Annotated in this window: 13 protein-coding genes and 1 pseudogene; 8 read left to right on the top strand and 6 right to left on the bottom strand. The window is 68.7% G+C overall.

Annotated features, from left to right (window positions below; translation table 11 throughout):
* Window positions 1-152 precede the first annotated feature (152 nt).
* Complete coding sequence (locus AB0N66_RS14480; RefSeq protein ID WP_365433303.1) at window positions 153-560, bottom strand: helix-turn-helix domain-containing protein; 408 nt, start codon at window positions 558-560, stop codon at window positions 153-155.
* 74 nt (window positions 561-634) lie between these two features.
* On the opposite strand from AB0N66_RS14480, the gene AB0N66_RS14475 reads away from it, so the two are divergent.
* The 4 genes and pseudogenes from AB0N66_RS14475 (at window position 635) to AB0N66_RS14460 (ending at window position 5,331) form a co-directional block, all read left to right on the top strand.
* Entirely contained in the window at window positions 635-1,465 is an 831-nt protein-coding gene (locus AB0N66_RS14475) for an SDR family NAD(P)-dependent oxidoreductase (RefSeq protein ID WP_365433300.1), read from the top strand.
* A 306-nt stretch (window positions 1,466-1,771) separates the two neighbouring features.
* Window positions 1,772-2,737 (top strand): YihY/virulence factor BrkB family protein, encoded by a 966-nt coding sequence (locus tag AB0N66_RS14470; protein ID WP_365433297.1) that lies wholly within the window; start codon window positions 1,772-1,774, stop codon window positions 2,735-2,737.
* Window positions 2,738-2,887: 150 nt separating this feature from the next.
* Window positions 2,888-4,369 (top strand): annotated as a pseudogene (locus tag AB0N66_RS14465) (glycoside hydrolase family 30 beta sandwich domain-containing protein); the annotation flags it as partial.
* A gap of 473 nt (window positions 4,370-4,842) precedes the next feature.
* A complete protein-coding gene (locus AB0N66_RS14460; RefSeq protein ID WP_365433646.1) occupies window positions 4,843-5,331 on the top strand; it encodes a carbonic anhydrase in 489 nt (162 codons plus the stop codon).
* Window positions 5,332-5,356: 25 nt separating this feature from the next.
* Here the strand turns inward: AB0N66_RS14460 and AB0N66_RS14455 are convergent, their stop codons facing one another.
* The 4 genes from AB0N66_RS14455 to AB0N66_RS14440 form a co-directional block, all read right to left on the bottom strand.
* Window positions 5,357-5,917: a DUF4232 domain-containing protein gene (locus AB0N66_RS14455; protein ID WP_365433294.1), complete on the bottom strand. Its 561-nt coding sequence runs from the start codon at window positions 5,915-5,917 to the stop codon at window positions 5,357-5,359.
* A 158-nt stretch (window positions 5,918-6,075) separates the two neighbouring features.
* Window positions 6,076-6,489 (bottom strand): LuxR C-terminal-related transcriptional regulator, encoded by a 414-nt coding sequence (locus tag AB0N66_RS14450; RefSeq protein ID WP_365433291.1) that lies wholly within the window; start codon window positions 6,487-6,489, stop codon window positions 6,076-6,078.
* Window positions 6,490-6,510: 21 nt separating this feature from the next.
* Complete coding sequence (locus AB0N66_RS14445; RefSeq protein ID WP_365433288.1) at window positions 6,511-6,780, bottom strand: response regulator transcription factor; 270 nt, start codon at window positions 6,778-6,780, stop codon at window positions 6,511-6,513.
* Window positions 6,777-7,061 (bottom strand): ATP-binding protein, encoded by a 285-nt coding sequence (locus AB0N66_RS14440; RefSeq protein ID WP_365433285.1) that lies wholly within the window; start codon window positions 7,059-7,061, stop codon window positions 6,777-6,779. Before AB0N66_RS14440 ends, AB0N66_RS14445 begins: the two co-directional genes overlap by 4 nt.
* 189 nt (window positions 7,062-7,250) lie before the next feature.
* Here AB0N66_RS14440 and AB0N66_RS14435 point away from each other — a divergent pair, with 189 nt between their 5' ends.
* Complete coding sequence (locus AB0N66_RS14435) at window positions 7,251-7,823, top strand: MMPL family transporter (RefSeq protein WP_365433282.1); 573 nt, start codon at window positions 7,251-7,253, stop codon at window positions 7,821-7,823.
* Window positions 7,824-7,831: 8 nt separating this feature from the next.
* On the opposite strand, the gene AB0N66_RS14430 is transcribed toward AB0N66_RS14435, so the two are convergent.
* Window positions 7,832-8,338: a cupin domain-containing protein gene (locus tag AB0N66_RS14430; RefSeq protein WP_365433279.1), complete on the bottom strand. Its 507-nt coding sequence runs from the start codon at window positions 8,336-8,338 to the stop codon at window positions 7,832-7,834.
* 138 nt (window positions 8,339-8,476) lie between these two features.
* Between AB0N66_RS14430 and AB0N66_RS14425 the strand changes: the two genes are divergently transcribed.
* From AB0N66_RS14425 to AB0N66_RS14415, 3 genes are all read left to right on the top strand, one after another.
* Entirely contained in the window at window positions 8,477-8,911 is a 435-nt protein-coding gene (locus tag AB0N66_RS14425) for an Rrf2 family transcriptional regulator (RefSeq protein ID WP_365433276.1), read from the top strand.
* Window positions 8,908-9,822, top strand: a complete 915-nt coding sequence (locus AB0N66_RS14420) for a DsbA family protein (RefSeq protein WP_365433273.1) — start codon at window positions 8,908-8,910, stop codon at window positions 9,820-9,822. The genes AB0N66_RS14425 and AB0N66_RS14420 overlap by 4 nt, the downstream gene beginning before the upstream one ends.
* 473 nt (window positions 9,823-10,295) lie before the next feature.
* Entirely contained in the window at window positions 10,296-11,867 is a 1,572-nt protein-coding gene (locus tag AB0N66_RS14415; RefSeq protein WP_365433270.1) for an ABC transporter substrate-binding protein, read from the top strand.
* Window positions 11,868-11,883: the final 16 nt, after the last annotated feature.

The following is an 11,883-nucleotide window of genomic DNA, read 5'->3' as shown; positions in this document are numbered from 1 at the left end:
GAAGCTATTGGTCTGTACCTCTGCGGTCAAGAGTGCGGCTTGTGCTCGACCGGGATGGTTTGACGGTTGGACCCCGCACGGCCGGACAACCTCAACGCGTAGGTACCGTACGGAACTTGCGCCGGACCCCGCTTGACCTTCCCGCGGCCGTCTCAGCCGCCGCCACGGCCGGACCGGGCGTCGTTCATCTCCGCCTCGTGCAGCACGGCCCAGTCTGCCAGCGCCGACAGCGGTTCCAGGAGTGTGCGTCCGAGTGGAGTCAGGCTGTACTCGACGCCGGGTGGCACGGTCGGGTGCACCTCGCGCCGCACCAAGCCGTCGGTTTCCAGACCGCGCAGCGTGCGGGTCAGCATGCGCTGGCTGATGCCCTCGATGGAGCGGTGCAGCTCGTTGTACCGGTGGGGGCGGCCGCCGAGGAGGATCACCAGCAGCATGCTCCACTTGTCGCCCAGGCGCTGGAACACGTGACCGACCGGGCACGCCGCCAGTTCGTCCTCCGGTACCGGACGCGGCAGTTCGTGGGCGAGCACCGAGGGAACACGGGTGTGCGTACCGGACATAAAAGTGCCTTCTTTCAGCATCCGACCCCGCGGCCCACGATGGACCGGTCGATGCCGAGCCTATGGAGGACAACGTGCCGGGCCAACCACAGAAGACCGTGATCATCAGCGGCGGTACCGACGGCATGGGCCGTGCGACCGCCCTGGCACGGCTGGCGACAGGCGACCACGTCACCGTGATCGGCAGCAGCGAGGCCAAGGGGCGCGCGATGCTCGACCATGCCGCGAACCCGAACCTGCGGTTCCTGCGGGCGGACCTGTCCTCGGTCGCCGAGACCGAACGGGTCGTCGCCCGCATCGCCGAGGAGCACGACAGCATCGACGCGTTGGCGTTGTTCGCGAACCGGGTGAGCCCGAAGCGCCAGGAGACCTCGGACGGGCTGGAGTTCACCTTCGCCCTCTACTACCTGAGCCGCTATCTGCTCAGCCACCGCTTGCGCCCCCTGTTGGACGCCGGCACCGACCCGGTGATCATCAACGTGGCCGGTGTCGGAACCACCGCAGGCCGGATCTTCTGGGAGGACCCCCAGCTGACGCGCCGCTATGGCCGGATACGCGCCCAGCTCCAGGCCGGCCGGGCGAACGACCTGCTCGGCGTCGCATTCGCCAACCAGGCCGAGAGCAAGGCGCGTTACGTCCTCTACCACCCCGGATTCACCCGCAGCGGGACCGGCAGCCTGCAGAACCCCCTGGTCCGCGGTTCGGTCGAACTGCTCGGAAGGTTCTTCGCCCGCCCGGTGGCCGACGCGGTTCAACCGATCGTCCAGTGGATCGGGCAACCGCCTACGGACCCGCTCTCCGCGATAGACCGAGGCAAGCCCGTCGACAAGACCTTGAAAACACTCAACCCCGACGACGCCGCACGCCTGGCCGTGTACACCGAAGACCTGCTCCGCGGTCACTGACACGTAGTCGTGACGCCGGCCCGCCGGCAGGGAGCACATGCGAGGTCGGCTTGCCGGTGACCGTGAGCTTCTTGGCCCGGTCCGACGTCGCGGGGGCCGACACCTTGAGGGTGGGCAGTTCCTGGTGGGGTGTGTACGCGACCCGGAGTACGGCTACGGTATCGGCGCGTACGCGACGGCTGCGCAGGTTGGACCGTCCAGGCCGGTTCCGGCCTTGCTACCCGCACGAGTTGCCGCACCGGCGACCTACCTACCGTCGAACCAAGCAAAGCCGACTGACGAGAGACGGGAGGGGACACGCTCGCCATGGGCACCGCTGTGCACGTTCCGCAGACGCGGGACATGATCGGGGACGAACTCTCCGGAGACGAGGCGCTCACAGCGCTGAGGCACTACGGAGGCCGCCGGCTGCTCCTCGACGCCTTCGCCCGGTTCCGCTATGCCGACGGCTTCACCAGTTCGCGGTCACTCGCGTTCCAAGTGGTCCTGGGCATGGTGCCGTTCACCATCGCGCTAGTCGGTGTGGCGACCACGGTGCATACGGAGAGCGTGGGACGGATCATCGAACTCACCCTCGGCCACATCGTGCCGGGTGCCAGCTCGCGGCTGGTCGCGGAAGCTCTCGACAGCACCGAACGCAGCGCCGGTTCCGGAGCCTGGAGCGCCGTCGCCATGTGGCTGGGCCTGGCCTTCGCCGTACTCAACCTCGCCTCGGCGATGGCGCAGGTCGAGCGAGGCGCCAACCGCATCTACGGCATCGAACGCGACCGGCCCTTCCTCGCCAAGTACGGGCGGTCCCTGCTCCTCGCCCTGGCCGCGGGTATGCCGATGGTCCTCGGCTTCCTCGTGCTCGTCGCAGGGGATGCCGTCGGGAACGCGGTGGGGGAGACCTTCGACTGGCCCCGGGAGTGGCTCGACTGGTGGGGAGCGCTCAATGTGCCGCTGGGCGTGGCGTTGGCCTGGGTCGGCTCGGCGGTGATTTTCCGCTGGGCGCCGCGCAGGGACCAACCGGGCTACACGTGGTTGGCGTTCGGCTCGGCGGTCCATCTGGTGCTGTGGGTCACGGCCACCTGGCTGCTGTCGCTGTACGTCGACGAGAGCGGATCGTTCGGCGCCGTGTACGGACCGCTGACGGCCTTCATCGCACTGCTGCTGTGGGCCAACCTCACCGGTGTGACGCTGTTCCTCGGCATCGCCTTCGCCGCTCAGCTCGAAGCGGCCCGGGCGGGAATCACCGACGCGGTGAAACCGGACCCGGGGCCGGGTGCGTGACCTCGGGGCCCTGCGACTGTCGGGGTCTGTGTGCAGTCTTGACGTGTCTGGTTCAGACCTTTAGTTTTTGCGGCGATTGGTCACACACTGGCCTTCTGGTCATGGATCTGAATGCCTTGCACTGCCCCCACCATTGCGAAGGGCGACAGCATGACACGATCCCGTCCCCGGTCTCCTCTGTCCCGGGCAACTCGATTTCTTCTGGCCGGTGTCGTCGCGGCGGCGACGCTCGCCGCGACCGGCGGCACCGCTCAGGCGGTGAACGAGCCCGTCAACGTCTGGCTGACGACCACATCCGACTCCGCCGGACGGAACGTGACGCGTGGTCTGGCGCAGCAGACAGCGCTGCGGTTCGGCCCCGCGGGCGGAACCGCCCAGCACACGATCACCGTCGACGAGAACACGACGTACCAGCAGTTCGAGGGCGGCGGTGCCTCGATCACGGACACCACCGCCTATCTGCTGCGGGGCGGCCCGATCAGCGCCGCCACTCGCGACACCGTCATGCAGAAGCTGTTCTCGCCGACCGCGGGCATCGGGCTGTCCTTCGTCCGCAACCCCATCGGAGCCTCCGACCTGTCCCGGCCGGGCAATGTCTCGCTCGACGACACCTGCTGCAACCTCAATGACTTCGGCGCCAACGGATACGACACCAACGTCCGTCTTCTGACCGGGCAGGCCAAGCAGCTCAACCCGGCGCTGCGCGTCAAGGGCGTGCCGTGGAGCTCGCCGGCGTGGATGAAGGACAACGGGCGCATGGACCAGATGGGCTGGCTGAAGTGGGAGTACTACCCCATGTACGCCCAGTACCTGGTGAAGTACATCCAGAGCTACCAGGCCGCCGGCATCCCCGTTAACTACATCTCGGTGCAGAACGAGCCCAACTGCTGCCAGGCGAGCAACCCGACGGCGATGAACTACCCGGGCATGAGCTGGAACCCCTCGGGACTCGTGGAGTTCACCAAGAACCACGTGTACCCGGCCTTCCGCGCCGCCGGCATCACCACCAAGGTCCTCGTGCACGACTGGAACTACGGCGACTACGCCAACTTCGGCTCGGCGATCCTCGCCGACGCCGGTGTCCGCAACGACCCGCTCTTCGGCGGGATCGCCTGGCACGGCTACTTCGGTGACCCGGCGGTCGGCACCCAGGTCCACAACCAGTACCCGACCGTCAAGCAGTTCAGCACCGAGCACTCCGGCGGCACCTGGATCGGCAACCAGCACAACGAGGACCTCGCCGACATCGTCAACTACGCCCGCAACTGGAGCACCAGCCTGGTCAAGTGGAGCCTGGCGCTGAACCAGAACATGGGCCCGCACAACGGCGGCTGCGGCACCTGCACCGGACTGATCACCGTGCAGGAAGGCGGCTCGCGGGCCGGACAGGTCGACTACACCGTCGAGTACTACACCACCGGCCACCTCACCAAGTTCGTCAAGCCCGGTGCGTACCGCATCGCCTCCACCGCCAACAGCACGGTGCAGAACGTCGCCTGGCGCAACCCCGACGGCTCCAAGGCCCTGATCGCCCACAACGGCGGCACCAGCACCCAGTCCATCCGGGTGAACTGGGGCAGCCAGTCCTACGTCTACACACTCCCGGCCCGCACCACCGCCACCTTCACCTGGTAGACGACGCGCGCACTTGTCCTTCAGGGGTCCCGTGGGCGCCGCTGAAGGACAATCGTTCCAGGCCGCCTGCGTTACGTGCCCGGCCTCAGCGGGCCACACGTCGCGCAGGCGGGCTGGTGGTCACCCGCGGGGGCCCTGCGGTGCGGCCGTCGCCGAATGGTCCACTTCCGCCACTGCCGCAGGGCTCTTCCCGGACTCTTGTGCTCTTGCCAGGGGGACCCGCCCGGTGTTCACTGACCGCATGTTGCGCCTCACCGAGGGTTTCTGGCCCTCGCGTCGCGTCTACCTTTTCGACGGTTTCTGTCGCTAGGGGTCGTCGGGCTGCTCCCCCGGGAGCCGTCGGACCACCCCCGGGCCATGTCGCGTGTCCGCCCCGCGCATACGGCTCCAGTGTGTCGACATCCCCGTGCCGCTTACCTTGCAGTTCCGTGAGCGGTTCGTCCGCCGCATCCCAGGAACAGAGGCTGACCATGTCCGTCACCGATGAACTGCTGGCCAACAACGCCCGCTACGCCGAGACCTTCACCGGCCCGCTCCCCCTTCCGCCCGCCAAGAAGCTCGCCGTGGTCGCCTGCATGGACGCCCGGCTCAACGTGTACGCGATCCTGGGGCTCGCCGACGGCGAGTCGCACGTCATCCGCAACGCGGGCGGTGTGATCACCCAGGACGAGATCCGGTCGCTCGCCATCAGCCAACGGCTGCTCGGCACCGAGGAGATCATCCTCATCCACCACACCGACTGCGGCATGCTCACCTTCACCGACGACGGCTTCAAGGACGCGGTCCAGGCGGAGACGGGGATCCGGCCGTCGTGGGCGGCCGAGGCGTTCCCCGACCTGGACGCCGACGTACGGCAGTCGATCGCCCGCATCAAGGCGGACCCGTTCATCGTGCACAAGGACCATGTACGGGGCTTCGTGTTCGACGTCGCCACGGGCAAGTTGAACGAGGTCGTCTGACGCGTCGCCCTGTGGGACACCGCCTCTACTTCGGGCCGCTGCCCTTGGCCAGCGGGGTGATGTCGATGCGGCCCTTCTGCAGGACGTCGCCGAGTTTCCAGGCTGTCGTCAGGTGGTGACGGGAGTCGGGCGGGGTCACCTCGAGGCCGGTCGGGTTCTTCTCGCTCTTGGTGGGCTCGCCCGTGGCGCCGACGACGGTCCAGTGCAGCGTGGTGTGGACGCTCTGCCCGGGCTTCAGGGTGATCAAGGGAGTGTGGCCGGGGTCGCGGACGATGTGTGTGGTGACGTTCTTGGCATGGGAGTTGAGGAGCTGCAGGCCGACGTAACCCTGGGTTCGGACGGTCTTGTGGGTCTTGTTGGTGAGTACCACCGACGCGTAGCGCTGGCCGGCCCCGGGATCGAGGGCGTGGATCCGGACGCTCAAGGAGCTGGTGTCCGCCCATGCGGGCCGCGCCGCCGTGGTTCGCGACTGCGACGTCACGGCGGCCTGGGAGGAACCGGCGGTGAGACCGACAAGAGCCAGGGCGGACGCCGCGGTGATGGCGCCACTGGTGACGCAGAGCCGGGTTCGCCTGTTGTTTCGCATGATCGCTCCCCTTCTGGGCGCCTCCCCGTGTGGGGCGCCGCTAGGGGATAGGAGTGCGGCGAAGAAGAGGTGGTTCGCAGGATTCGCGAACTTTGCTTTGCGAGGTGTTCTCTTGACCCTCGACTGATGCCTCCTTGCATCGCCGTCGCAATGGCCTGCTATTCGACTCCGCCGGCGAGCAGGAAGTCGTCGTCGACGAGGCCCAGGCGGTGGGCGACGACCGGGGCCTGAACACGGTTGCGCAGGCGCAGCTTGTCCCTGACGGAGGCGACATGGGTCTTGACGGTCGTGACGCCGAGGTGGAGCGTTTCGGCGATTTCGGCGTTGGACTGTCCGACGCCGACGCCGACGCCGACGCCGACGAGCGCGAGTACGTCTCGTTCGCGCGGCGTGAGTGCCGACAGAATCGCGGGGTCGGCCATCTCGCCGGCGACGTCCTCATGGTGCGACTGGACGGCGCGTCGGACGACGCGCGCCATCACTGAGGGCGCGAGAAGTGATTCGCCTTGCGCTGCTCGCCGTACGGCGGAGAGCCCCGCGTCGGGCTCACCGTCTTTCAGCAGGTAGACCATGGCTCCCGCGCGGAGCGCTCCCTAGACCTCGGCGTCGTCGTCGAAGGTCGTGAGCATCACGACGCGGGTAGACGGGTGAGCGTTGAGGATGCGGCGGGTGGCCTCGATTCCGTCGACCCGTGGCATGCGCAGGTCCATGAGGATGACATCCGGACGCAGCCGGTCAGCCATGCGTACGGCTTCGAGTCCGTCCGTGGCCTCGCCGACCACGTCCTCTCCGGCTGTGCGCAGCAGCAGGGTGACCCCGACCCGTACCAGGGCCTGGTCGTCGACGACAAGCACGCGGATCATGTGCGGGCTCCGAGGGGAAGCGTGACACGCAGTCGCCAGCCGCCGGTGTGCGTGGGTCCTGCGGCGAGTGTGCCGCCGTGGATCTCGACCCGCTCTCGCATGCCGGCCAGGCCGTGCCCCGACGCGGGCAACGCGGGATGCGGGCCGACCGGTCCGGAGTTGGCCACTTCGACCCTCAGCCGGCTGTCGTCGACGTCCACGGTGGTCTCGACCTCGGCGCCGGGGCCCGCGTGCTTGAGCGCGTTCGTGAGGGCTTCCTGCACGACTCGGGCGGCGGTCACCCGGAGGGTGAGCGGCGCCTCGGTGGTGCACGACGGTCCTGGTCGGTGGCGCGGCGGCGACCTCGATCGACAGCACCGCCGATCTGGCAGGCCGCATCCCGTACCTGATCGTCGGGGTGGTGGTGCTGTCCATGCTGTTGCTGCTGGTCGCGTTCCGCAGCGTCGCCGTGGCGGTCAAAGGCCGCCGTGATGAACCTGCTGTCCGTCGCCGCCTCGTACGGGGTGGTCGCGCTGGTCCTGCAGGGCGGCTGGGCCGGGCAGTTGGTCGGAATCGATACCGAGACCCCGTTGCCGCCGTTCGTCACCGTGCTCATGTTCGCGGTGCTGTTCGGCCTGTCCATGGACTTCGAGGTCTTCCTCGTCAGCCGGATGCGCGAGTCGTGGATCCGCACCTGCGACAACACCCGGGCGGTGACCGACGGCCTCGCCGGCACCGGCCGGGTCATCACCGCCGCGGTCGCGATCATGATCGCGGTGTTCGTGGCGTTCGTGCCGAGCCCCGACGTGGTCCTGAGACTCATCGGCGTCGGGATGGCCGCCGCCATTTCCTCGACGCGACGGTCGTCCGGCTGCTGCTGGTCCCGGCAGCGATGCACATACTCGGGCGGTTCAACTGGTGGCTCCCGCGCGGGCTCGACCGCCGGCTGCCCCAACTGCACGTCGAGGGCCACCCGGAGCACTACGCCGTCGACCGCTCCGACCCGGCACCGATACCGGCGTGACCGAGCCGACGACGCGTCCGCCGGAGCGGTAGCCGTGTGACGCGCGGGTCAGACCTCGTCGACCGAAAGGGCGTACAGCCGTGGAAGGTTCACCACGATCGCCTCCTGCGTGCTGCGGGCGATGACGACCACGGCTTCCTCCGCGGGGTCGGGGTTCTCCTCCCGGTGCGGCACGAACGGCGGTACGAAGATGTAGTCACCGGGAGTGGTCCGCAGCCGTACTTCCTCCGGCTCGTCGCCCGAGTCGTCGACGAAGACGAACTCGGGGTGTCCGCTGACCACGTAGATCGCGGTCTCGGACTCACCGTGGTGGTGGTCGGAGGAGGACGTCGCGGGGGCCACGTGGGTCTGGCCCATCCACAGCTTCTCGGAGCCGACGGTCTTTCCGCTGACTGCGGCGAACCTGCGCATGCCGCCGCTCTGTGCCGTGTCGCCGTCCAGGGAATCCGCACGGATGTGATGCAGACGGGCCCGCAGGGGTGCCGTCAGGTCGCCCTGGGCGGTGTGGAGGTGAGGGTGGAAGCCCTCGCCGGGGGTCGTCAACGGCTCGCTCATGGGCGGGACGCTAGAGCGGCGCCGGAAAGGATGTCAAGAGGTGTCCATTGGCCTTCATCTGCGGCAATGTTGCCGCAATGCTTGCGGTGAACCGGTGGAGACCCGCACCGGGGGGCGACTGTCGGGCATGATGTGCGCATGCATATCTCCGCGAAGGCGGACTACGCCACACGGGCCCTCCTGGAGCTCGCCTGTGAGCCTGAGCGTCCGCTTACCTGTGAGGCCATCGCATCCTCACAAGAGATTCCGTTCCGGTTCCTGAAGTCCGTCGTTGGCGAGTTGAGGAAAGCGGGCCTCGTACGCAGCCAGCGCGGCTGTGAGGGCGGCTACTGGCTCGGCAGGCCCCCCGAGGACATCACCCTTCTGGACGTCGTGCGCGCCATCGACGGCGAGGTCATCACGCTGCGTGGCGAGCCGCTGGCCGGGCTCGACTACCCCGGCCCCGCGGTAGGAATGCCCGGGGTGTGGCGGCGGGTCGAGGCAGGTGCGGCGGCGGTCCTGGGCGGACTGACGCTGGCCTCACTGCTGCCCGCCGGCGCGGTCGAACGGCAGCAGAGGGTCGGCGCCGCGTGACGCGACCGCCGACGGCTGTGCCGGAAGTGGTGGAGTACACCGACCCGTTGTGTCCCTGGGCCTGGGGATCGGAGCCCGTCTTCAAGAAGCTGCGGGCGGCGCTGGGTGACCGGGTCCGCTGGCGGCGCGCGTACGCCATCCTCTTCGACCACGACGACGACCCGGCGCCCGACCCGGCGGCCGAAACGGCCTGGTACGCACGCTACGTCGAGGAGATCAGCGGGCACACCGGGGCTCCGCGCGCGGTGCGGCTGAACCGGGTGGCGGCCAGTTCCTGGCCCGCCTCGCTCGTCGCCAAGGCCGCGGAACTCCAAGGCGCCGACGTCGCCGAGCGGGTGCTGCGGCGGCTGCGGGAAACCGTCTTCGTGCTCGGCGAACCGGCGGACACCATCGCGCTGGCACTGTCCGCGGCGCGCGGCGTGCCGGGCCTGGACCCGCGTCGGCTGACGGCCGATGCCGCGTCCGCCGACGTGCTGGAGCGGGTCCGCGCCGACCACGCGGAGGCGCGTCGTCCGGTACCCGAAGTGCTGTCCGTGCAGGGCGGGTTGCCGCATCCCGGCAAGGCCAAGGAGACCGCCGACGGCGGACATCGGTACGCCCTGCCGACCCTGCTCGTCCGCGCCCCCGCGGGGTACCGGGCGGCGCCCGGCTGGCGGCCCTTCGAGGCGTACGCGGCAGCCGTCGACGAGCTCTGCCCAGGACTGCTGAAGGCCCCCGGGCCGCTCCTCCCGGCAGAGGCACTGGAGCGCCACCGGAGCCTTACCGAGCCGGAGCGCCACCTGCTGACGGAGGGGGCCTGGCCGCCTCCGCGCGCGGTCCGGGTGGATACCGGCAACGGCCCGGTGTGGCTGCATCCCCAGGAGGCGGCGGTGCACCCGGCGGCCGTCCTCCAGACCGACGCGGGGCTCTGATCTGCGGTCAGCTGCCGTCCCGCCGAATGAGACACCAATTGGTGTCCATTGACAGCCGCTGACGGCTGCCCCCAGGATGTGCAGCATGCTCACGACGCACCCCGGCGTGGAGTGCCGCTACGTGGATCTGCGGCGCACCTCCAGCGCCCTCTGTCGCTGACCGCCAGCCGCCCACGGCCCACCGGCGCCTGACGGCTCCCGGCAGCATCGGCCTCCCGCCGCTTCGCTGCGCCGCGCCCGTCGTCCCGCGCCACCTCCGCGCCTCGTCGTTTCCCTCTCCCCTCCGCATCCCGGTCCACCCCGCGAACCTGCCGACGCCCCCTGCCTTGAGCGTGGCCTGCCCGACGTGTGCATCGAAGCCCCGTCGTCATGACCACCCATGGCTGAGTCGACGGCCGGCACGGGCAGGGCCGGACCCCGCGCCCCGATCCTGCCGTCCTGGCACGGGTTCGGGCCGTCAAAGAAAGAATGAGATGCCCGGACGACTCACGCCCCGCCGCCCCAGACTGGACCTCCGATCCCCCCGACGGGCCGGCCGCCTGCGCGTTGCCGCCCTCGGGACCGCACTCGTCACCGTGCTCGTCCCCGCCCTCGGCGCGTGCGCAGGTGAAGCCTCCACCGCGAACGGCAACGCCACGCTCAAGTGGACCTCGTCCTACTTCCCGACCCACTGGGACCCGGTAGTCGGCGGAAGCGGCGCCCAGTTCCGTGAACTGTCCCTGGTGTACGCGTCGTTGACCCGCACGGACGAGAGCGGCAAGGCCGTCCCGGACCTCGCCAAGAGCTGGGAGTACAACGACAAGGGCGACGAGATCACCTTCCATCTGCGCCCCGACCTGAAGTTCAGCGACGGGGAACCGGTCGATGCCGCCGCCGTCAAGGCAGCCATCGAACGGGCCAAGGAGCAGAAGAACTCCGCGCTCTTCGGCGACCTGACCTCGATCAAGTCGGTGGACGCCAACGGACTGGACACCGTCATCCACCTCAGTCAGGTCGACTACCAGATCCCGCAGCTGCTCGGTGAGCGCGTCCTGCAGATCGCCAGCCCCAAGGCGGCCAAGTCCCCGGAGAAGCTCGACCAGTCTCCGGTCGGCGCCGGTCCGTTCACCGTCACGCAGCTGGTGCCGGGCACCAAAGTGCTGCTGAAGAAGAACCCGGACTACTGGGACGCGAAGAACATCCACATCGACAACGTGGAACTCACCTCGGCCCCTGACTCCTCCACGGTTGTCTCCGGCCTGCAGACCGGCGTCTACAACTTCGCGGACATCAAGCCGAGCCAGGCGGACGCCGCCAAGAAGGCGGGTCTGGATGTCTTCGTCCAGCCGGGCTTCAACGCCTCGAACATCAGCCTGAACATCAACAAGGCGCCGTTCACCAACGACAAGGTCGTCGACGCCGTCCGCTACGCGATCAACCGTCAGGAGTTCGTCGACAAGCTGACCTTCGGTTACGGCGAGACGACCAACCAGCCGTTCCCGAAGGGCTACGTGGCCTACGACCCGAAGTCGGAGAACAACTACGCCTACGATCCGGCCAAGTCGAAGGAACTCCTCACCGAGGCGGGCTACAAGTCCGGCGACATCAAGCTCGACCTGGTCATCCCGGCGGAGGACCCGCAGGCCGAGATAGTCCAGTCGCAGCTGGCCAAGGTCGGCATCACGGTCAACATCAAGGTCGACAAGAACTGGGCCACCCCGTTCTTCGCGAAGGACCTGACGTTCTCGCTCTACGGGACCACCGGCCGGGACTCCGCCGCGCAGACGCTCACCGCCCACTTCGGTCCCGACGGCCCGCTGAACCTCAGCTCCCCGTACGAGCCGGACGGCTTCGAGGCGGCCATCGCCAAGGTCCGTCAGACCCCGCTGGACTCCCCTGACTACGCGGACGTCCTGCAGGCGGCGACCCGGGCCGGCCTGGAGAGCAAGGCGCTGGTCTTCACGTACTCCCAGCCGAACCTCATCGCCAAGAGCAAGTCGATCTCCGGCCTGCCGAAGAATCCGGCGCACATCGACTGGACCGGCGTGACCATCGGCGGCAACTGACATCCATTCACTCACT

The organism is Streptomyces sp. NPDC093544, from assembly GCF_040683495.1.
Classification (GTDB): Bacteria; Actinomycetota; Actinomycetes; order Streptomycetales; family Streptomycetaceae; genus Streptomyces.
This window is presented reverse-complemented; position numbering and strand designations above follow the sequence as displayed.

Coding starts and splice junctions, on each gene's coding strand:
- AB0N66_RS14455 (WP_365433294.1), bottom strand. CDS start 5,917: ATGCGAAACAACAGGCGAACCCGGCTCTGCGTCACCAGTGGCGCCATC.
- AB0N66_RS14450 (WP_365433291.1), bottom strand. CDS start 6,489: ATGGTCTACCTGCTGAAAGACGGTGAGCCCGACGCGGGGCTCTCCGCC.
- AB0N66_RS14435 (WP_365433282.1), top strand. CDS start 7,251: ATGAACCTGCTGTCCGTCGCCGCCTCGTACGGGGTGGTCGCGCTGGTC.
- AB0N66_RS14480 (WP_365433303.1), bottom strand. CDS start 560: ATGTCCGGTACGCACACCCGTGTTCCCTCGGTGCTCGCCCACGAACTG.
- AB0N66_RS14460 (WP_365433646.1), top strand. CDS start 4,843: ATGTCCGTCACCGATGAACTGCTGGCCAACAACGCCCGCTACGCCGAG.
- AB0N66_RS14430 (WP_365433279.1), bottom strand. CDS start 8,338: ATGAGCGAGCCGTTGACGACCCCCGGCGAGGGCTTCCACCCTCACCTC.
- AB0N66_RS14470 (WP_365433297.1), top strand. CDS start 1,772: ATGGGCACCGCTGTGCACGTTCCGCAGACGCGGGACATGATCGGGGAC.
- AB0N66_RS14445 (WP_365433288.1), bottom strand. CDS start 6,780: ATGATCCGCGTGCTTGTCGTCGACGACCAGGCCCTGGTACGGGTCGGG.
- AB0N66_RS14415 (WP_365433270.1), top strand. CDS start 10,296: ATGCCCGGACGACTCACGCCCCGCCGCCCCAGACTGGACCTCCGATCC.
- AB0N66_RS14425 (WP_365433276.1), top strand. CDS start 8,477: ATGCATATCTCCGCGAAGGCGGACTACGCCACACGGGCCCTCCTGGAG.